17 protein-coding genes are annotated in these 19,919 nt (G+C 46.7%); 11 read left to right on the forward strand and 6 right to left on the reverse strand.

The genetic code is table 11. The features are described 5' to 3' along the window. Nucleotides 1-473 precede the first annotated feature (473 nt). Nucleotides 474-4,934 carry a WD40 domain-containing protein gene (locus tag QUA02_RS03755; RefSeq protein WP_333025400.1) on the forward strand — a complete coding sequence of 1,487 codons (4,461 nt, stop codon included), beginning with the start codon at nt 474-476 and terminating at the stop codon, nt 4,932-4,934. A gap of 378 nt (nt 4,935-5,312) precedes the next feature. Here the strand turns inward: QUA02_RS03755 and QUA02_RS03760 are convergent, their stop codons facing one another. Next, a complete protein-coding gene (locus QUA02_RS03760) occupies nt 5,313-7,040 on the reverse strand; it encodes an ABC transporter ATP-binding protein (protein WP_333025401.1) in 1,728 nt (575 codons plus the stop codon). Between the two features lie 340 nt (nt 7,041-7,380). Beyond that, nucleotides 7,381-7,863 (reverse strand): FxLYD domain-containing protein, encoded by a 483-nt coding sequence (locus QUA02_RS03765; RefSeq protein ID WP_333025402.1) that lies wholly within the window; start codon nt 7,861-7,863, stop codon nt 7,381-7,383. A 139-nt stretch (nt 7,864-8,002) separates the two neighbouring features. Here QUA02_RS03765 and QUA02_RS03770 point away from each other — a divergent pair, with 139 nt between their 5' ends. After that, nucleotides 8,003-8,758: a Uma2 family endonuclease gene (locus tag QUA02_RS03770; RefSeq protein WP_333025405.1), complete on the forward strand. Its 756-nt coding sequence runs from the start codon at nt 8,003-8,005 to the stop codon at nt 8,756-8,758. A 59-nt stretch (nt 8,759-8,817) separates the two neighbouring features. On the opposite strand, the gene QUA02_RS03775 is transcribed toward QUA02_RS03770, so the two are convergent. Next, entirely contained in the window at nt 8,818-10,521 is a 1,704-nt protein-coding gene (locus tag QUA02_RS03775; protein WP_333025406.1) for a flavin monoamine oxidase family protein, read from the reverse strand. A 93-nt stretch (nt 10,522-10,614) separates the two neighbouring features. Between QUA02_RS03775 and QUA02_RS03780 the strand changes: the two genes are divergently transcribed. Beyond that, the gene (locus tag QUA02_RS03780) at nt 10,615-11,529 is read left to right on the forward strand and encodes a PPC domain-containing protein (protein WP_333025408.1); all 915 of its coding nucleotides are present in this window, start codon (nt 10,615-10,617) and stop codon (nt 11,527-11,529) included. A gap of 183 nt (nt 11,530-11,712) precedes the next feature. Here the strand turns inward: QUA02_RS03780 and QUA02_RS03785 are convergent, their stop codons facing one another. Together QUA02_RS03785 and ribD are read right to left on the reverse strand one after the other, a co-directional pair. Further along, nucleotides 11,713-12,324 (reverse strand): hypothetical protein, encoded by a 612-nt coding sequence (locus QUA02_RS03785; RefSeq protein WP_333025410.1) that lies wholly within the window; start codon nt 12,322-12,324, stop codon nt 11,713-11,715. Nucleotides 12,325-12,376: 52 nt separating this feature from the next. Beyond that, nucleotides 12,377-13,552 (reverse strand): bifunctional diaminohydroxyphosphoribosylaminopyrimidine deaminase/5-amino-6-(5-phosphoribosylamino)uracil reductase RibD, encoded by a 1,176-nt coding sequence (ribD, locus tag QUA02_RS03790; protein WP_333025411.1) that lies wholly within the window; start codon nt 13,550-13,552, stop codon nt 12,377-12,379. 11 nt (nt 13,553-13,563) lie between these two features. On the opposite strand from ribD, the gene QUA02_RS03795 reads away from it, so the two are divergent. The 3 genes from QUA02_RS03795 (at nt 13,564) to QUA02_RS03805 (ending at nt 15,275) form a co-directional block, all read left to right on the forward strand. After that, nucleotides 13,564-13,722 carry a hypothetical protein gene (locus QUA02_RS03795; RefSeq protein WP_333025412.1) on the forward strand — a complete coding sequence of 53 codons (159 nt, stop codon included), beginning with the start codon at nt 13,564-13,566 and terminating at the stop codon, nt 13,720-13,722. After that, the gene (locus QUA02_RS03800) at nt 13,701-14,735 is read left to right on the forward strand and encodes an FAD-binding domain-containing protein (RefSeq protein ID WP_333025413.1); all 1,035 of its coding nucleotides are present in this window, start codon (nt 13,701-13,703) and stop codon (nt 14,733-14,735) included. The genes QUA02_RS03795 and QUA02_RS03800 overlap by 22 nt, the downstream gene beginning before the upstream one ends. Nucleotides 14,736-14,861: 126 nt before the next feature. Then, entirely contained in the window at nt 14,862-15,275 is a 414-nt protein-coding gene (locus tag QUA02_RS03805; RefSeq protein ID WP_333025415.1) for a hypothetical protein, read from the forward strand. 528 nt (nt 15,276-15,803) lie between these two features. Here QUA02_RS03805 and QUA02_RS03810 read toward each other — a convergent pair. Beyond that, a complete protein-coding gene (locus QUA02_RS03810; protein WP_333025417.1) occupies nt 15,804-16,343 on the reverse strand; it encodes a cyclic nucleotide-binding domain-containing protein in 540 nt (179 codons plus the stop codon). A gap of 681 nt (nt 16,344-17,024) precedes the next feature. Between QUA02_RS03810 and QUA02_RS03815 the strand changes: the two genes are divergently transcribed. The 5 genes from QUA02_RS03815 to QUA02_RS03835 all read left to right on the forward strand — a co-directional run bounded on the left by QUA02_RS03815 (nt 17,025) and on the right by QUA02_RS03835 (nt 19,901). Next, complete coding sequence (locus QUA02_RS03815) at nt 17,025-18,134, forward strand: hypothetical protein (RefSeq protein ID WP_333025418.1); 1,110 nt, start codon at nt 17,025-17,027, stop codon at nt 18,132-18,134. Between the two features lie 324 nt (nt 18,135-18,458). Further along, nucleotides 18,459-18,722: a hypothetical protein gene (locus QUA02_RS03820; RefSeq protein WP_333025420.1), complete on the forward strand. Its 264-nt coding sequence runs from the start codon at nt 18,459-18,461 to the stop codon at nt 18,720-18,722. Then, nucleotides 18,723-19,187: a type II toxin-antitoxin system VapC family toxin gene (locus QUA02_RS03825; protein WP_333025422.1), complete on the forward strand. Its 465-nt coding sequence runs from the start codon at nt 18,723-18,725 to the stop codon at nt 19,185-19,187. It abuts the gene before it with no gap. A 104-nt stretch (nt 19,188-19,291) separates the two neighbouring features. After that, nucleotides 19,292-19,567: a hypothetical protein gene (locus QUA02_RS03830; RefSeq protein WP_333025424.1), complete on the forward strand. Its 276-nt coding sequence runs from the start codon at nt 19,292-19,294 to the stop codon at nt 19,565-19,567. Beyond that, nucleotides 19,560-19,901 (forward strand): type II toxin-antitoxin system PemK/MazF family toxin, encoded by a 342-nt coding sequence (locus tag QUA02_RS03835; RefSeq protein WP_333025425.1) that lies wholly within the window; start codon nt 19,560-19,562, stop codon nt 19,899-19,901. Before QUA02_RS03830 ends, QUA02_RS03835 begins: the two co-directional genes overlap by 8 nt. Nucleotides 19,902-19,919: the final 18 nt, after the last annotated feature.

Below are 19,919 nucleotides of genomic sequence, written 5' to 3' on the forward strand. Positions count from 1 at the left end.
AGTCCTCTTAAGAGGACTGAGGAATTTATTCAAAATACTTGAAGTTGTGAATGGATTTTCATCAAACAATGTTATTACATATCATATCAATTTCTGTTGGATCGGAATGATTTAACCGCAGAGAACGCAGAGAACACAGAGAAAGAGAAGAGAGAGATATATATAAACTATTCCTCCGTTAACGGATTTAATATCATTCAATATCTGGGTTGAATCAAATTACCAAATAAAATAGGATTCCATAGTCCTATGCAAGAGGACTTTCGCTATGAGACAGGGGTTTCAACCCCTGGCGGGCTGTCGGACTGTACGAATATCTGTGGAAATATCGGACTATCAGTGCGCGACAGTTGAGTGATGCGTTAACATAAAAATAGAGCAGTTTGCGATCGCCCGCAGCGCATTTCAGGGACACAGCCTACCGATTCTAGATTTGAGCATTACTTTCACGGAAAAACAGGAAAGCCTAAATCATGCTAATTAGTCTCGACTTAGTTATCAGCCTCCTGACGGCAATTCCCTTCGGCACTATCAAAGACAAGTTTCAGCGCAACGAAACAGTCATCAAATTATTAAAAAGATTTAACCTCGACCCCGATGCTCCGCCGGCAGATTTTAGCGGAGTGTATGTTTATACTTTAGTAGAGTACGGCGCTGGCAAACCCAAGCAGATTTTAGAACTATTTCGCCAAAAAGAGATTGAATCAGCATTTCGCAAAGCTTTCGAGTCCGATAGCCCAGCCATTTTAATTCAAGCAGGCGATGAATATCTGAATGAGAGTGCTTTAGGTAAAGAAATTCGAGATTTAGGCATTGACCCCAGACGGGAATTCATGGCATTTGCGGCCGTGTTTATGGAAGTCGCAAAGCGGACGCGGACGCTGGGAGATGTGATGGTGGGAAATGCGATCGCCTCTTTGCAAAAACGCCTATCTATGGTAATGGATCGCATCGAACGCCTCCCCACTATCGAAGGAATTCGCACCGAATTTGCACGACTGGAATCCGAAGATTATCCCGCACTTCCCGCCGCAGCATCAACTAATATTCAAAAGTCTCAAGTTTTTATTTTATCGCAACAAGTTCGCGGGTGGTTTGAAACATTAAGTTATAAGTTTGAGCCACATCAAATCTCGGAAGATAACTATTTTGAATGGATTATCAATGTTCCCGTCAGACGCAATCGGTACGATCGCATTTTAGTGCGCGGAATTGCCGGAGAAGCGGGAATCAGAGATATCTCGGCCTTGCGCGAATCTGTAGCAAAACAGCGCACCGATGAAGGTTGGTTAGTCACCGCCCGCCGCATCAGTCGCGCCGCGCGGGATGAGGTAGAGAAAGCCGAAAATCGTAATTTAGCTTGCTATACTTTCGATGAATTGCTCGACCAAGATGCCGATTTTACCGCTTATCTGGATTGGCTAGAAACAGAAATAACCAGCAGAGAAATTGATACCAAATATGTGCCGCTAGCCTGTACGAAAGAAGAAATTGACCCCGATACTCACCGCAAGATAGGCGTGAGTCATTATGACGGGCGAGATGGCTGGATCGAAGGTTATATTGACCTGTGGTTAGAAGACCCAGTAAAAGAACATATTTCAGTTTTAGGAGAATTTGGAACCGGGAAAACTTGGTTTGCGATGCACTATGCTTGGATGGCGCTGCAACGCTACCGAGATGCTCAAAAACGCGGCTTAGAACGTCCGCGTTTGCCGTTAGTAATTCCTTTGCGAGATTACGCCAAAGCAGTTAGTGTCGAGTCGCTATTTTCCGAGTTTTTCTTTCGCAAACACGAGATACCTTTGGCGGGTTATTCGGCTTTTGAACAACTCAATCGCATGGGTAAATTTCTGTTGATTTTCGATGGTTTTGATGAAATGGCCGCCAAGTGCGATCGGCAAGAAACCATCAACAACTTTTGGGAACTAGCAAAAGCCGTTGTTCCCGGCGCAAAAGTCATCCTCACTTGCCGTACCGAACACTTTCCTGAAGGCAAGGAAGGACGGGCATTGTTCAATGCAGAACTGCAAGCATCAACAACCATTTTAACAGGCGAAACTCCCCAATTTGAAGTCTTAGAATTAGAGAAATTTAACGACGAGCAAATTGGGCAAGCGCTGTCATTTCAAACAGAAGCCGCGACAGTGGAAAAAGTGATGGGAAACCCGCAGTTATTGGATTTAGCGCGTCGCCCGGTGATGACCGAGTTAATTTTGGAAGCATTGCCCGATATTGAAGCTGGAAAACCAGTCGATATGTCGCGGATTTATCTGTATGCGGTGCGGCGGAAGATAGAGAGAGATATCAAAGCAGAACGGACTTTTACTTCCTTAGCAGATAAACTTTACTTTTTGTGCGAACTGTCTTGGGAAATGCTGTCTACCAACCAAATGAGCCTGAATTATCGCGGTTTTCCCGATCGCATTCGCAGCTTGTTTGGTTCCGTCGTCCAAGAGGAAAAAGACTTAGACCACTGGCACTACGACATGATGGGTCAAACGATGCTGATTCGCAATGCTGATGGCGATTATACTCCGGCGCACCGTTCGTTATTAGAGTTTTTTGTCGCTTATAAATTTGCAGCAGAATTGGGAGTTTTGGCGGCAGATTTTACCGAATTAGTTGCGCCGGAACAGTCTTGTGTCAATCCTGATGCAGCGCCTCAATCGTACACTTGGTCTAATTATTGTCAGCTTCAGACCCAGAAGAGAAATAAGAATGAACTCATCGCGCCTTTGAAGGGATTTGTTGCTGAAGATTTAGGGAAACTTTGTCAGAGTTTCGGACACGCACCGCTGACGAAAGCAGTCATGGATTTGTTGTTGCCGATGCTTTCTGAAACCGGGGTTTTGCCTCTTCTGGAAATTCTAGAAGCAACGCGGGGGAAAAGTGAAAGTGAGGTAAATTATGTGGGAGGGAATGCGGCGACGCTGTTGTTAAGAAAGGAGAAGACTGCTTTAGAAGGTAAAGACCTCTCTAGTGCCGTTATTTTAGGTGCAGATTTTACAAATGCGACGCTGCGCCACGTCAATTTTGCTGAAGCGAACTTGGCTAATTCTGCTTTTACTAAAATCTTCGGCAGTATTCGATCAGTAATATTTAGTCCTGATGGCAAACTGTTAGCTACAGGTGATAGTGATGGCGTAGTTCGCTTGTGTGAAGGTAGCAGTGGCAGAGAAATATTGACCTGTAAAGGACATACCAACGTCGTGGAGTCTGTCGCCTTCAGTCCAGACGGCGAGATACTTGCTAGCGGGAGTTATGACAAAACAATCAAGTTATGGGATGTCAATACTGGTGAATGTTTAAAAGTTTTGCAGGGACATACCGAATCAGTAATGTCTCTCACATTCAATCCTGATGGAAATATACTCGCTAGTGGGAGTTTCGATCGCACGATAAGGTTATGGGATATCCGCACGGGTGAATGCCTCAAAATTTTGCTAGACCATACTAAAGTTGTATTGTCAGTTGCTTTCCATCCTGCTGGTGAAATACTTGCTAGTGGAAGCGGCGACAAAACAGTGAGGCTGTGGAATATCGGTACTGGTGAATGTGTCAAAACTTTGCAAGGTCATACTAAAAATGTGTTTTCAGTGGCTTTCAATTCTGCTGGTGAAATACTTGCTAGTGGAAGCGCCGACAAAACAGTGAGGCTGTGGAATATCGTTAGCGGTGAATGTCTCAAAACTTTGGAAGGACATTTGGGTCAAGTACGGTCAATAGCCTTCAGTCCAAATGGCGAAATACTCGCGAGTGGAAGTTACGATCGAACAGTGAAGCTGTGGGATATCCGCACTGGTGAATGCTTGAATACTTTGCAGGGGCATAGCAATCAAGTAGGGTCAGTTGCCTTTCATCCTGCTGGTGAAATACTTGTTAGCGGTAGTTACGACCAAACGCTTAGGCTGTGGGCGATCGACACTGGTGAATGCTTGAATACGTTGCAAGGGCATAGCACTCAAGTAAGGTCAGTAGCCTTCAGTCCAAACGGTGAAATTCTTGCCAGCGGCGATGACGAAAAAACAGTCAAGCTGTGGGATGTCAAGACTGGTGAATGCCTCCAAATCTTGCAGGGTCATCTCGATCGGGTACATTTAGTTGCCTTCCATCCAAACGGTGAAATACTTGCTAGCGGAAGTTATGACCAAACGCTGAAACTGTGGGATATTCGCAGTGGTGAATGCCTTCATACTTTGTCAGAGTGTGGAAAGGAAGTACGCTCGATCGCCTTTAGTCCTTCGGGTGAAATACTTGCTAGTGGTAGTTATGACCAAACGGTGAGGCTGTGGGATATCCGCAGTGGTGAATGCCTCAAAACCTCGCAAGGGCATAACAGTTCAGTACAGTCGGCTGCCTTCAGTCCTTTGGGCGAAATCTTTGCCAGTGCAGGTTTTGACGGAACGGTGAGGCTGTGCGATATCCATACTGGTGAATGCCTCCAAATCTTGCAGGGGCATACGGGTTGGGTACGCGCGATCGCCTTTAGCCAGAACGGTGAAATACTTGCCAGTGGAAGTATCGATCGAACAGTAAGACTATGGGATATCAACAGCGGTGAATGCCTCAAGATTTTTCACGGGCATACTGATTGGATACGTTCAGTTGCCTTTAGTTATTCTGGTGAAATAGTTGCTAGTGGAAGTGTTGATAAAACGGTAAGACTATGGAATATTCGTACAGGTGAATGTCTAAAAGTTTGGCAAGGTCATACCAGTAGAATTAACTCATTTGCCTTCAATTATGATGGTAAATTGATTGCTACTTGCAGTCGTGATGGCACAATTATGATTTGGGAGATTGAGACCGGCGAGTGCCTTAAAATACTCAAAAGTGACCGACCTTATGAAAACATGAATATCACGGGTGTTACGGGTTTAACGGAAGCTGAAAAAGCCACACTCAAAGCTTTAGGGGCTGTTGAAAATTAATCACGATCGCCAAGGAGAAACTATGCAGTCAGCAATAGGGATTACCACATTGATATTACCCATAATTAGGACACGGCAGTGCCGTGTCCCTACAATTAACCGGGCGATGGTTACATTTCTCATCGAGGAAAATCGATGATTTTGGGGTAGGGAAACGGCATTGCCGTGTCCTCCGTTACTACAGTTATCCCGAACAGAACTTACGCGCGGGTAGTCAGAAACCGGGTTTTTTCGAGAATACTTCGTTGAGGCCAGCAGAAACGGCCAAAAACCCGGTTTCTTGGGCTTTAGTACGCACAGGTGGTCAGAAACCGGGTTTTTTCGAGAATACTTGGTTGAGACCAGCAGAAACGGCTAAAAACCCGGTTTCTAACGTACCTACTGACTAAACTGTTGAGCGTAGTAGCCAGCATATCGATCGCCCTTTTCCAGCAACTCCTCGTGCGTCCCAGATTCCACAATTCTGCCTTTTTCCAAAACTAAAATACGATCGGCTCTCCGCACAGTAGCCAAGCGGTGAGCGATAATAAACACCGTGCGATCGCGCATCAATCTTTCCAGCGCTTCTTGCACTAAACCTTCGGATTCCGAATCCAGCGCCGATGTCGCTTCATCCAAAATCAATATTCTGGGAGCGAGCAGAACTGCACGGGCGATCGCAATTCTTTGTTTTTGTCCGCCAGACAAATTTACACCCCTTTCTCCTACCCAAGTTTGATAACCGTCGGGAAACTCACTAATGAATTGATGCGCGTTAGCAATTTGTGCCGCTTTTTCCACATCTTTTAGTTCATAATAAGATTGACCGAAAGCAATATTTTGAGCAATTGTACCCGAAAATAAAATCGTTTCTTGCGGTACAATCCCGATTTGCCGGCGCAGAGTATTTAAGGTGACATCTTGAATATCAATACCGTCAATTAAAATCTGTCCCGCTTGCGGATCGTAAAATCTCGGTAACAAATTTACTAAAGTAGTTTTCCCCGCACCGGATGCGCCGACAAGGGCGATCATTTCTCCGGGAAGCACCAACAAACTCATGTTTTGCAGAATTGGTGTTTCCGAATTATAGGCAAAATTAATGTTGCGATATTCGACTTTACCTGTAACGCGGGGAAGTTCGATAGCCCCTGGCTTTTCGACGACTGCGGGTTGAATGGCTAAAAGTTCAAAAATGCGATCGCTAGAAGCTTCTCCCTGCTTAAAATCGCCGTAATTTGCAGTTGTAATGGCGATCGGGTCAATTAACAGTGCCACCCCTGCGATATAACTGATAAACTGAGTACCTGTGAGATTTCCTTGAGCAATTTGCCAACCTCCCAGGAAAAACAGCAAAATCACGCTCATCGCTTCCAGAAAGCCAACTACAACGAACTGAAGCGCTTTTACTCGTTCTGACAAATACTTAGCGCGGCGGTTTTGTTCTGCTTCTTCTCCAAAGCGGGCAATTTCGTAATCTTCAGCCACAAATGCTTTGATTAAACGAATGCCGCTAAATACTTCTGTCAGCAAAGCGGATAAATCAGAAATGCGATTTTGACTTTGCCGCGAATAACTCAGCAGTCTTTCACCAAACCAGCCAATTAAGATAGCCATCAGCGGTGCGATAATTAATGCACCTAAAGTTAATTGCCAGTTGAGATAAATCATATATCCCAGCACGGCAATTAGCTGCAAAACACAAGGGATAAATTGATGAAAAAATTTATTTACGACTTCGCCAATGCGGTCAATATCTTCGGTGAGGCGGTAGGATAAATCTCCGGTTTTGGCAGTTTCAAAGTAGCCGAGATTGAGGTTTTGCAGGTGTGCGTAAACTTTTTTACGGATTTCTAAAGCAATAGTCAAAGCTGCTTTTGCCATCAGCGTATCTTGACCGTACTGGGCTGTACCGCGAATCAGAAATATAACGGCGCTGAGTGCAGCAATTTGAGCAAACCCTTGTAAATCTCCTTTACCTATAAATTTGGCTGTTTCGCCAACCAGCCACGCGATAATTGGCCAAAATACGGTAAATACTACGGTACAAGCTAATGCTTTACCGATGGTTTGTTTTTGGGGACGGAGGTAAGGTAAAATTTGCCAGTATGTCGATCGAGTTTTCAAGATATTTTGCCCTCGCAAGTTCTGTTTTTGGGGATCTCTGCAATAATATTCAAACTTCGATACCCCCTAACCCCCCTTAGTAAGGGGGGGACAAGATTATTATTCAAAGTCCCTCTTTTTAAGGGGGATTTAGGGGGATATCTGCGTAAGTCATAGAGATATCTGAGCCTGAATATGATATCAGCGATCGGTAAATAATACTAATTCTCAAAACTCATGGAATAGTTGCTGTAGGGTGCGTCGCCATCTACAATCTTCAAAAACAGTGACAATCTCAAAGCGACGCACCTTACTATAACCTCGATCGGGTTTCTGGAAGTGGGTCGCCATCTATCAACAATCATTCTTGCCCGTCAGCATAAGTCGCTAGTACCTTAGCCCCCGCGACAACTGCGCCCCGAAAGGTGGCTGACTCTCCGGGCGAAAGAGTAACGGGTTGAGTGTAGATAAATCCGTTGTCAATTAAATTGCCTGACTCGTCCAACACTTCATAATTGACTTTGATATTCTTGATTATTTTGCACCCTTGATTAAGGACTTGACCGCTGAAAAAGTTGCCGTCATAATTTGCCGCAGCAATTGACACTTTTTCAGCAATGTTGGAACCGGGAATGCAAGTTTGGGAAGTTCCCGACGCTGGCTGTTTCTCGCACAACTTGCCCAAGTCTACTGTTTTGCCGTCGGGAGTTTTCATGTAGCAAAACGGTTCGTCAATTTCGGAGTTTTGGGCAATTGTATTTATAGAGTCTGCAATCAAAAGGCGAGCCGAGATCGGTGACATTAGCAAAATCGCTAAAGCTACTGTCAAAGGTAAATAAATCATATTTTTTTCGGTAATTTTTGAAATTAATTATACAATATAATTCAGCTAAAATTTAGGCTGGCATATCTATATGGTGCACCGCGATCGCGCTGCATTGTGTTATGATAAGACATCAAATTTTAGAAAGTAAAGTAAAGTCATGGTCGTTACTCAAGATAACCCAGGACAAAAAACGTTAGAACTGATCGTAACTTGGGAGAAGTTGCCAGACGACTTCCAATTAGAAGAAAAACCAGTGGAGAATACAGGTCAACCGCTAATTGCTGGAGCACTGCGAGAAATCTTAGAACTGAGAGGATTTATCGGGCCGCTAATGCTGATAGCCAGCAACTTTGGCATTTGCGCTACTGTCAACGGCGAGTTAGTAATCAAAGCACCAGATTGGGTTTATGTACCGTCGGTACTGCCTGCAGAATCGAGAAGAGACCGCAAAAGTTATACCCCAAACTTGGAAGGAGAAATCCCGACCATTGTGATGGAATTTTTGTCGGAAACAGACGGCGGCGAATATTCTGTCAAACGTACTTTTCCTCCGGGAAAGTGGTTTTTTTACGAACAAATTCTGCAAGTACCAACTTATATCATTTTTGATCCAGAAACTGGCTTGCTGGAAGTATATCGCTTGCAAAATGGTAACTACGAACTAGAATTTCCCGACGCGGAAGGTCGCCACTGGATGGCAGATATTGGTTTGTATTTAGGAACGTGGCGAGGGGAGAAAGAACAGCGTACAGGCTATTGGTTGCGCTGGTGGGATGAAGCAGGAAATCTGCTGTTGTGGGGTGTAGAACAGTTAGCAGCAGAACGGCAGCGAGCCGATCGCGAACGTGAACGGGCCGATCGACTGGCTGAATATTTGCGCGATCGGGGAATTAACCCGGACGAGATTATTTGATAAGTTGTACGCCATAAGCTGTAGGGACACGGCATTGCCGTGTCCGCAATTACTCCATATTATCTAATACTCGGCTTCCTATTCCCAAGATTCCTAGCTCCGGGAACTTTTCGGCTCGGACGGCGACTGTTCAAATTGCTAGCAGTTCGAGCATTCAAAGCATCAGCAGAACCTGTTAAACCCAAATCTTGCAAAATTTCAAAAGCCGCCCTTTGTCCCGTTTCGCAACCGCCTTCCATATAACCTTGATTTTCCAGCGAAGTGTGTTCCCCGGCAAAATATAAGTTCCCAACTCGTTCGCCTTCAACGCCGTACATTTGCGTCCACTGTCCGACTAAATAACAGGAATAAGAACCTTTTGAAAAGCGTTCACCAGGCCAATAAGCTCGCACAGCTTTGCCCGATCGCAAATTTCTCACTCCGGGAAAAACTCTTTCAAATTGGTTCAAAAATCTTTGTGCTTGGTCTTCAGGAGTTCCGGCACCGATCGACAAACCCTGCTTTCCTCCTGTAAAATTAGTAACTAAACCGTTAGGAGTAGGGGCGAAAGGCGTAGCTTCCCAGGTATTCTGGAATCCTAAATCGCTATAAACAGAAGCAGTCGATCGATAAAGTTCCCGCCAAATTCGGCTGCGGTAGCCGGTAACTAATTTAGAATTAGTACCGTAACCCAATTGCTCGATCGCCCTGCGCTTTGGTTGGGGCAAAGGTACGTTAATTTTAACGTCTCGCAGAGTGCTGAACGGCAAAGTTAACAAAACTCGCTCGTAAGTGCGATCGAACGCGCTTTGTCCCGATCGCAAATTTACCCGATAGCGGCCATCCGGCAAAAGAGTAATCGCTTCCAAAACCGTCCCCGCCTCGATCGAACCAGACAATTGACCTGCTAAACTGTTGATAATTTGACTGTTGCCACCGTCAATCTCATAACGCTCATCGCTGTTGCCGTACAATTCAAAACTGCCAGCTTCAGAACCGATTAAAAACAGCAGATTTAATGCCGACTGTTCTTCGGGATCTCGACCGAATTCCCCCGTGTAAGCAATGCGGAGCAACTGCCGGACAATCGTGCTAGTATCAGCTCGATCTACATATTCAGCGATCGAAAGATTGTCCAATCTTTCCGCTGCTTCTGTAAAATCTTGATAGCTAATGTTATCTCCGATAGCGCCCAAATCTCCATTAATTTTACTCGCTAGCGGCGCAAAGTCGGCGATTATTTGCTCAAGAGAAAAGCGGCGCCCTTCAAAGAAAAAAGTATCCTTCACCAGTCCACTCTGCACTTGGGCTAAGTCGATCGCCCGCAAACCCAATTCCGTCGCCAGCGAGATTAAATTTGTATGACCGGTGTCAATAAATGCTCCTCCCACGTCCACCGGAATCAGCGTTCCAGCCGCCTTGGGAATAGTGCGTATCCGCCCCCCCACGCGGTTAGTTGCCTCGATTATATCGGCGCGCACGCCCGCTTGGCGCAAGCGATAAGCCGCCGTCAAACCCGCAATTCCCGCACCCACAACCAAAATCGGGGATCGCCCGCCCTGTTGAGCAAAAGCTCCCCCTCCATCCCTGGTAAAAGTCGCAGCAGCGACAGCCCCCGCAGCAGCTAAGCCCCCGTGCAGCAAGCTACGCCGAGATATGGGAGAATTGGGAGTGCGATCGGTCAGCATCCCCAGCAGTTCATCAGCCGGAATGCCGGTTTCCCTTGATTTCTGGGCAATACTCGCAGCGCGGCGCAGCATTGCCATCAGTCCAGATTTAGCCATAATTAAGACACCCTCACAAAACAAAACTTTGATGTAAACTGGATTCTCGATCGTGCACTTTCCAGACTAAAGTCCAGAGAGATTTTTTTAATAATGCTAACCCTCAGAACACTGTTCGACAGCAAATTTTATCTCGAAAACAACCCAGATGTCGCCGTAGCAGTTGCCAGAGGCACGGTATCGAGTCCCTTCGATCACTACCGAAAAATTGGCAAATTTGAAAATCGCGACCCCAATGCCCTGTTCGACGCCAGCTATTATTTAGACACCAATACAGATGTAGCGGTATCAGCCAAACTCAACGGCTTTTCAGCCGCCGATCACTTTATCAGATTCGGTCAATTTGAAAGACGCAACCCCAACCCTTTCTTCGATGTTGGTTTCTATCTAGCAAGCAACCCAGACGTTCAGACAGCAGTCCAAACAAATCAATTTACCGCATTTGAACACTACTTCAAAGCCGGTCAATTAGAAAACCGCAAAGCCAGCGTTTTCTTCGATCCCAGCTTTTATCTAGAAAAATATCCGCTGGTAGCAGCAGCAGTCACAAACGGCGCAGTTAAAAGTGCGATCGACCACTACATTCAATTCGGTCAACAAGAAGGACTGTTGAGCACTCTCCCCGATCCCGCCGACAATTTGAACGCAGCAAAAAGCCTGGGTATTTTGACAGAAATTCAAACTGCGAGCGATTTTGTGGGCGTTGCTGAACCAGCCGACATTTACAGTTTCATCCTCAATACTCCCAGCCTTTGCAGTGTAACTGTTGACGGTTTGAGTGCAGATGTTGATGTAGAATTAATTCAGGATCTCAACGGCAACGGCGCAGTTGGATTAGACGATATTATTGCTTCGTCTAACAATTTAGGCACGGCATCAGAAACAATTGTCAGCAATGGGGCTTTGCCTGCGGGGACTTATTTCCTCCGGGTTTCCCAATTTCAAGGCGATACAAATTATGACTTGAGATTGCTATCCGCTCCCTCAGTAATACCGCCCCAAATTTAAATCAAAATAACGTATATAGCAAGCCTAAATCAATCAAAAAAACCCAGACTTCTCCTCACTTCTCCTCTCTTCCTTCGCGGTCTTTGCGCCTTCGCGGTTCGTAAAAAAACATCTGGTTCACAAATGATTTAGACTTGCTATAAAACAGGTTGCAAAAAGGGCGATCGACAATTTGCCCAGGTTTCAATTATTAGTTTCTGGCCCGCTGGGAGAGGGCAAAGATTGAACAGGTGTCGGAGGCCAATTAGAGCGACTTCTGGTTAGAGTAGCAGACACCAAAGCATAGCCCAAAACAGCAGGAAGCACGATCGCGCTCAGAAACACGATCCCCGCAGCCCAAGTCATCGCATTCGACATCGGGCCGTAATGAGTGCGGTAAGGGTCAAATGTTGGTAAATTCTGCCTCGGCGCATCCCGCAGCGCGATCGGACGTTGGAACCGCACCCGCCTGTCGTCAAGCTTTTCAAGCAAAATCCAGCCAGATTCCGCCTCTTCCCCGCACAGCTTGTGAAAAATCGCAGGATTGCAAAACAAATCGCTGCTAGCCCGCACAATCTTGTACTCCCAAACCGTCAAATCAACAGCATTAGGAGCGGATTTGGGATTGCCATTCGATCGCGCATTTTCAGGCGCATTAAAATTATCCTCTTGAGATTCGTACCGAGTCAAAACTTCCTCCTCCTCGTCGTATTTTTGCCCTGCCGCCAATTGCTCGCGGCTCACCAATACACCCGCGAGCGCAGCCTCCAAGCCGAGACTGCCAACCATCAAACTCCAAATCAGAATTTCAACCATAAAAGGAGTTAAAAGTTAAAAATTAAAAACTAAAAAGACTCGCTTTTAACTTTCAATCTTTAATTTTCAAATAGCCTTCCACCACACAATCTGCACCCACCGCGCGCCAAGAAACCTGCTCTAAAGTCAAAGCATCAGTCATGGCGGCAAATCCCAAATCTCCCACAGGAGTTGGAGCATCTTGGCCCCCGACAATTTTAGGAGCAATAAAAGCCATAATTTTTTGAACTGCACCCTCAGCAATTGCCTTTGCCGCCAAAGTGCCGCCGCACTCCCACAGTACAGAAAGAAAAGATCGATCGTACAAATAAGCCATCACATTAGTCGGTGTCAGCGGCGACAATTCCACCACTTCCACCCCTTTGGCGATCAAAAATTCCTGAAATTCGGGGTTAACCCCAGGCTCAGTCAGCACCAAAGTAGCCGCCACAGAGGTTTCCCACAACCAAGCCGACTTCGGCAAATCCAGAGTGCGGCTCATCACCACCCGCAGGGGATTATGCCTGTCAGGCTGGTGACTCGTCAGTAGGGGATTGTCCAGACGCACCGTATTTCCCCCAACAATCACAGCATCGCAGCCGACGCGCACCCGGTGTACCTCGCTCCGAGCCTCCTCGCCTGTCACCCAAGCGCTGTGGCCGCTACTGGTAGCTATTTTACCGTCCAAAGTCATCGCATATTTCAAAATTCCAAAAGGCCGGCGGTACAAAATCCGGTGCACAAAAGCCTCGTTGAGTTTCTGGCAAGCTTCCCCTTCCACTCCCGCCACCACTTCAATGCCGGCTTCCCGCAACCGAGCCAGCCCAGCGCCAGCTACCAAAGGATTCGGATCGACCATGCCAGCCACTACTTTTGCCACCTTGGCCTTAATTAAAGCTTCGGAACAGGGAGGAGTCCGCCCGTAGTGGTTGCAGGGTTCCAGGTTCACGTAGACCGTCGCTCCTGCGGCGAGTTCCCCCGCTTCCCGGAGAGCAAAAATTTCGGCGTGAGGTTGACCGGCACCGGGATGAAACCCTTCGCCGACAATCTTGCCGTCTCGGACAATTACAGAACCGACGAGAGGATTGGGTGCGGTTTTGCCCAGAGCACGGCGGGCCAATTCTATGCAGCGGCGCATCATGGCTCGATCGAACTCTTGAATTTCGCTGTTGTCCAGTTGTTTTGTAGCTTGCTGCTGTCGATTGGCTAAGCTGGCGATCGGTTTAGCGCCCGCCGGAAAAGTTTCCATGAGATTTTGCGATGATATTTAATCCTAAGTTTAGTGACTTTGATGCTAATTTTGGCTGCGGGCCGACGATCGATTGCTGCTGGGGCAAACTGTACGTTACCGCTGAGATATTGCACCATTCTGAATTAGCCTTTTATGAACAGGCAAGATGCCTGTTCCACAAAAGATAAATTTTCTCGCTTCACAGGCATCTTGCCTGTTGCTAACAATGGTGCAAGATGTAAGTTACCAGGAGCAAGCGGGCAATTTAGGGCATCGACCAGGCACGCCCGATCGAATAGCTTTAATATTAAGAAAGAATAGCAGCCGCTTTAGAAAAACAATGAGTCAGGACATGAAGCGGGACTTTGCCAGCCGCGACGAATTAATCGCCTACGTGAGCGAACAGTTCCCCGAAGCCGCCGCCCGGGACAGCAGCGTACCTCTCACCCCAGGCGGGCGCAAAGCAGCCGAGAAATTGCTGCAACAAGTCGATCCCGGCAAATACGCCTCAACCCGCAACTTTCAGGGCGGCGCGGTAACGCGCTTGTCGCCCTATTTGCGCTACGGAGTTTTGAGTCTTGCGGAAGTCCGGGATGCCGTGCTGGAGAAGGTGCCGCATCCAGAAGATGCAGTAAAACTCGTCAACGAGTTGGGTTGGCGGGATTATTGGCAGCGACTGTACGCCGAATTGGGCAAGGAGATTTGGCAAGACCGAGAACCATATAAAACTGGTTACACTGCTTCATATTACAGCGAAACTCTGCCGCAGGATGTCGTCGAGGGCACGACTGGTTTGGTTTGCATCGACAGTTTCAGCCGCGAGTTGCGAGAAACTGGTTATTTGCACAATCACCAGCGGATGTGGATGGCCGCTTATCTGGTACACTGGCGGCGCGTTCGTTGGCAAGCCGGAGCTCGCTGGTTTTTGGAACATTTGCTAGATGGAGATCCGGCGAGCAATAATCTTTCTTGGCAGTGGGTAGCGAGCACTTTTAGCCACAAGCCTTATTTTTTTAATCGGGAAAATTTGGAGCGTTACACTAAGGCGGTTTATTGTCGCGATTGTCCTCTGTACGGGCAATGCGATTTTGAGGGAACTTACGAATATTTGGAAGGGAAGTTGTTTCCTTTGGGAGAAAAGGTCGATCGCAGCGGCGGTTCTAAAAGTTGGGAACGCCCTAAAAAAGGTCGCAGAAATTAAAAAGTCAGTAGTCAGCAGTCAACAGTCAACCGTCAACAGTCAACAGTCAACAGTCAACAGTCAACAGTCAACAGTCAACCGTCAACCGTCAACAGTCAACAGTCAACAGTCAACAATTCGCAATTTATGAACAATCCGATTATTTGGCTGCACGGCGACTGCTTGAATCCTGAAGGCCCGGCTTTTCAAGCGCACCCAGAGGCACCGGCCATCTGGGTTTGGGATGATGCGCTCATTGATGAATGGCAGTTGAGTCTCAAACGAATGGTGTTTATTTACGAATGTTTGCTGGAGTTGCCGGTAGTTATTCGGCGGGGCGATGTGGCTGCGGAAGTTATCGCTTTTGCGAAAGAATCCGGCGCGAATCAAGTAGTCACAGCGGAAAGTCCCAGTCCTCGGTTTCAGGATATTTGCCGGGAAATTAGGCGATCGCACCCAGTAGAAGTTTTGCCGCCAGAACCGTTTGTCCGCTACGATGGCTACATTGATTTGAAGCGTTTTTCCCGCTACTGGCGCGTCGCTGAAAAATATGTTTTTTAAGTGTGTTATTTGTGATATCAAATCCGTAGCATCGGAATTATGTAGTGCGAGCTTAAGAGCTCGCGAGCCACGCCGCGAGCTCTTAAGCTCGCACTGACATTATCCAAATATATTATTCCGATGCAACCGGAAACGATATGATTGGTTATTAATTATTTGTGATTTCATATCAATTCCGGCTGCGCCGGAATGATAAGCTTTCGACACGGCGCCGTGCCGTTTCTTGCGCGCCACATTAATTGTAGGGACTTAGGCACGGCGCCGCGTCCCGATCTCGGGTAATACTAATTCCGATGCAACCGGGATTGATTTTATAACTGCTCTTTCTGACTTCTGACTTCAGTAGTTCTGGACGCATAACCGACCTATGCAGGGTGCGCCCATAAGCACCTTACCGCTATCAGTAGCGCGTAAAACTGTTCTTTCTGGGAATGGGAAATTAGGAATTGGTTATTGGAAATTGCTAATTGGTAGTAAATAACCAATAACAACTAACAACTAACTAATAACCAATAACTAGCAACCAATTTAACTCCCCTTCAAACGCTGCAAAAGCCATTGAAATCGAGATTCAGCCAAATCTGGATTTTCGACATTTTGCGCGATCGCGCCCTCGTCGTCGGGGTCTTGATATATTAAATAATCAGTCTCTTCGCCGAAACGTTTGACTGTGCCCCGCAGTCTCGACGACAGAAATTTGGTAATCGCCCGATAAAACCGCAGGGAAAACAGCACGTCTTGCTCGAGTTTTTCAGTTAGCAGCCGCCTCGGAATTGACAGAATGAGGCACTCTTCAATTGCCGTGACGCTAGCAGAAGGAAGCCTCCCGTCTACAAAAGACATTTCGCCCAACACTTCCCCGGAAATAATTTTGCCAATTTCTTTGTCGCCCAAAGATGATACAGCAACGCTCAAAGTTCCATGCAGAACTATGTACAGGGCGTCTAAGGGCTTTCCTTCGGTGATGAGGGTGGTGCCGGGGGGGACTTGGGTGCGGGTGCCGTTGGCGAGCATCCAATCGATGTCGCGATCGCTCAATTCGCCTAATATCACTAGAACTTTGCTCATAAAGTCAGGTTGAGATGAGATACTTTGTATTTTTTTACTTGTTTAGTTGGGTGCTGTTGTTCGATGGTCAGACCCTGAGCGAAAGCGAAAACTAAACTTTACTAATAAAATACTAAATTTTAGACAATTCTAATAATATTCGGTAATTTTGACACGATCGAGCTACAACTATTTTTCGGAGCAGTGCTATTCTACATTACTTGTCGGGGACTGTGCAGCAGCCGTAGCACGGGCTCGCCAGCTCGCCCGCCATCGCGCACCGCAACTGTCACAATTTGGAAGCCCTGACTTCTAAAACAGTTTTAAAAGCTTGCTGTCTCTTGGTTATAAGCCTCCGCGCCCTCAAAATTCTGCTGGTTCGGACTATTCGTGCGAGTGCCGCGCCCCCAAGTACAGAATTGTAGAATGCCAGCGAGTCGCCCGATCGACCCCTCAATTAAACAGGATCGAGGGTGAAATCCTCCCTAGGATTGATTTTTAGCCGATCGATCGGTAAATTAAAATTAGCCTGTAAACCCGCCGTCAGTTCTTGAATCTAATCAGCTAGAGAGTTGACTCTTCAACGGTTGAGTGCCAATCTAGGAACAACACAACTCAAATTTGTGTCATTTTTGAGCAAAGCTCTCGACTGTCGCCCTCAAACACTTACACTTTTAACACACCATTCGTTGAGGAGTTACTATGAATAGTCTATTTTCTAAGTCTGCTTTCGCGTTAATAAACCTTGCAGCTTTAGCTGTTTCTTGCAGTACCCTGTCAGCGAAAGCTGAAATGGGCAACTTGCCCGATGTCGCTACAACTGCAAATTTGGCAGCTCAAAATATTGACCAAATTTCTGAGCCGGCGGCAACTTCAGCAGTTAAACCCGACGCAGAAACAACGGCTAGCAATACAAAAATTGATTCTATCAGTTGGAGCGAACTAACAGAAGCGGCAGAGCCAGCAGCCTCCGCACCGGCAGCCAACTTGCAAGCATCTGTTGCAACACCAGAAAAATCGGCAGCAGCAACATCTGAAATTGCTGGGACAGAAACTGCGCCAAATACATCAATTGCTGCTGAGACTGAAAACTCGCAAGAAACAGCTAAAATTGCTGATAATGGCGTCAAAGTGCAGTCAACGGTCGAGACTGCCAAAAAGAGCGATCGACCTACCTCAATTGTTGCTGAGAGCAATAATCTTGAAGTAACAGCAACGAAGGAAGAAAAAGAAGTCAAAACAGCACAAGAATTGTTGAGCAATCCTGTCAGCACTTCCGCCTCAGCTTTGACAAACCAACCGAAAGTTGCTGAAAAACCGGCAACTGCCTCAGAACCAACTAAAAAAGTGGCTCAAGGAACTCAAATCCGACCAGGGCGAGCTACCCGTTCTGGGCCCAGCTACGTCGGGATTGGCGGCAATCTAGGTTTTGGCGGAGATTCAGCCTTAGGCGACGGTTCATTTGCGATTATTAGCAAAATCGGTTTGACGAACAATTTCTCGGTGAGACCGACTGTTTTGTTCCGCGACAACTTAGCTTTTCTAATTCCTGTTACCTACGATTTTGTATCTCAAGAGACCGTCGAAGTCAGCGAGGATTTTGTGATTACTGCTGCTCCTTATGCAGGTGCTGGCGTGCTAATTTCTACCGGCGATGACGGTACTTTTGGCTTCCTGATTTCGGGGGGTGTAGATGTGCCGCTGTCGAGAAATTTTACAGCAACAGCGGGACTGAATATTGGTTTTGTAGACGGAGCTGAAGTGGGATTGTTAGTCGGTGTCGGCTATACGTTCCCGAATATTGCCAGATAGTGTTGCTGTTCGAGCAAACGCAGGACAAATAAATATGTGGGGGGTTGGCTGTAGGAATACAGTCAACCCTTTTTTTGATGATGGAAAATCTGCCTATGCGATGATGTAGGGTGCGCCATAAGCACAGAGCGGTAATGTAGGGTTTGAAATCTTCGTAGAAACCGGGTTTCTTTACTCGTCCTGGACGCACAATCCCGATAGATGAAGGATAATAGGTCGTTTCAGCCATCAATCTAAGTCCAGAAAGCCGGAATATTCGTGACAGCGTGCAAGTCTGATAGTTGTATAATAGACAGACTAGCCAAGCGTAAAAAGTAGAATCCTATGCCGCAGGGAATCTTCAACAAAATCCTCAATCAGCTTGACACTCTGGAACTGCTAGAACTACAGCAACTAGAGCGCGCTATAGGGATATATCTGGCCCAGAAAGAACAAACTGCTCAACGGACAAAATTGCACCAAGCGCTGTTAACTTCTGGTTTAGTAAAAAAAATCAAGCATTCTTCTGGGAGTCAGCAAACAGAACGGCGACTAATTCAGGTACAGGGTAAGCCTGTTTCTGAGACAATTATTGAGGAACGCCGCTAGATGACAATTTATTTTGTAGATAGCAGTGCGCTGGTCAAACGCTACATTAATGAAATAGGTTCGGCATGGGTTTTGAGTTTGTGCGATCCTGCACTTAACAACGATATATTGATTGCTGCTATTACAAGTGTTGAAATTGTTGCTGCAATTACCAGAAGGTCGCGCGGCAGAAGTATCAATGCGACAGATGCTACAGCAGCGTGCAATCAGTTCAGGAGTGACCTACAATCTGAGTATCAGGTTGTAGAATTCACCGAAAGCATTATTAACTCTGCAATGGCATTAGCTGAAACCTACGGATTGCGAGGCTATGATGCTGTGCAGCTAGCAACAGGCTGTGGCATAAATAACCTTTGCACAGCTAACAGTTTGCCTGCGATGACTTTAGTATCTGCTGACGGGGAGCTGAATGCAGCAGCAACAAGTGAGGGTTTGATAGTTGAAAATCCCAACAACTACCCGTAAGGTCGCAAGCCCGTACAGTAAAAACAGCACAAATCTCGTGTGTAGCCGAGTAGGGGGATGCTCCCGGATCGATCGCACTTTCTCACCAACCACCCGAAAAAACCGTGACTAAAACAGAAATCTTAGCAGCCCTCAAAAATCTGACCGCAGAAGAACGCCTAGAAATCATCGAAACAGCTTCGCGGATGATGCGCGACGAAATAGAACAAAAAGCCCAGCGCAAAGCCGAGAGAAAGCTGAAACTCAGAGCCGCAGCAGAAGCCGCAGTAAAAGATTATATGCCGGGAGGTGCTTTACATGATTTGTGGTCGCCTGACAGCGAACCCTATTTTGAATCCGAGGAAGAATACCTTAATGCAGGGATAAAAACTAATGCGTAGAGGCGAAATCTGGCTGGTTGCGCTTGAACCTACTGTGGGCGCCGAAATCGGCAAAACCCGTCCGGTAGTAATTGTCAGCGATGAAACGGTGGGAATTTTGCTGCTTGAAGTTATTGTTCCCATCACTGACTGGAAAGAGCGATACACCGAGAGAAATTGGATGGTTCGACTAGAACCCAGCGGCGAAAATGGCTTGACTAAACTCTCCGCCGCGGATGCTTTTCAAGTCCGTTCCGTTTCCCAACAAAGATTTGTCCGACAACTCGGAAGCCTGTCCGAGACAATTATGGAAGACCTTTCCGAAGCACTGACAATTGTTCTGGATCTGGATTGAATAACTAGGCAACAGCGC

The sequence above is a fragment of the Microcoleus pseudofavosus SVA1_A4 genome, assembly GCF_036700565.1.
Taxonomy (GTDB): Bacteria; Cyanobacteriota; Cyanobacteriia; order Cyanobacteriales; family Microcoleaceae; genus Microcoleus.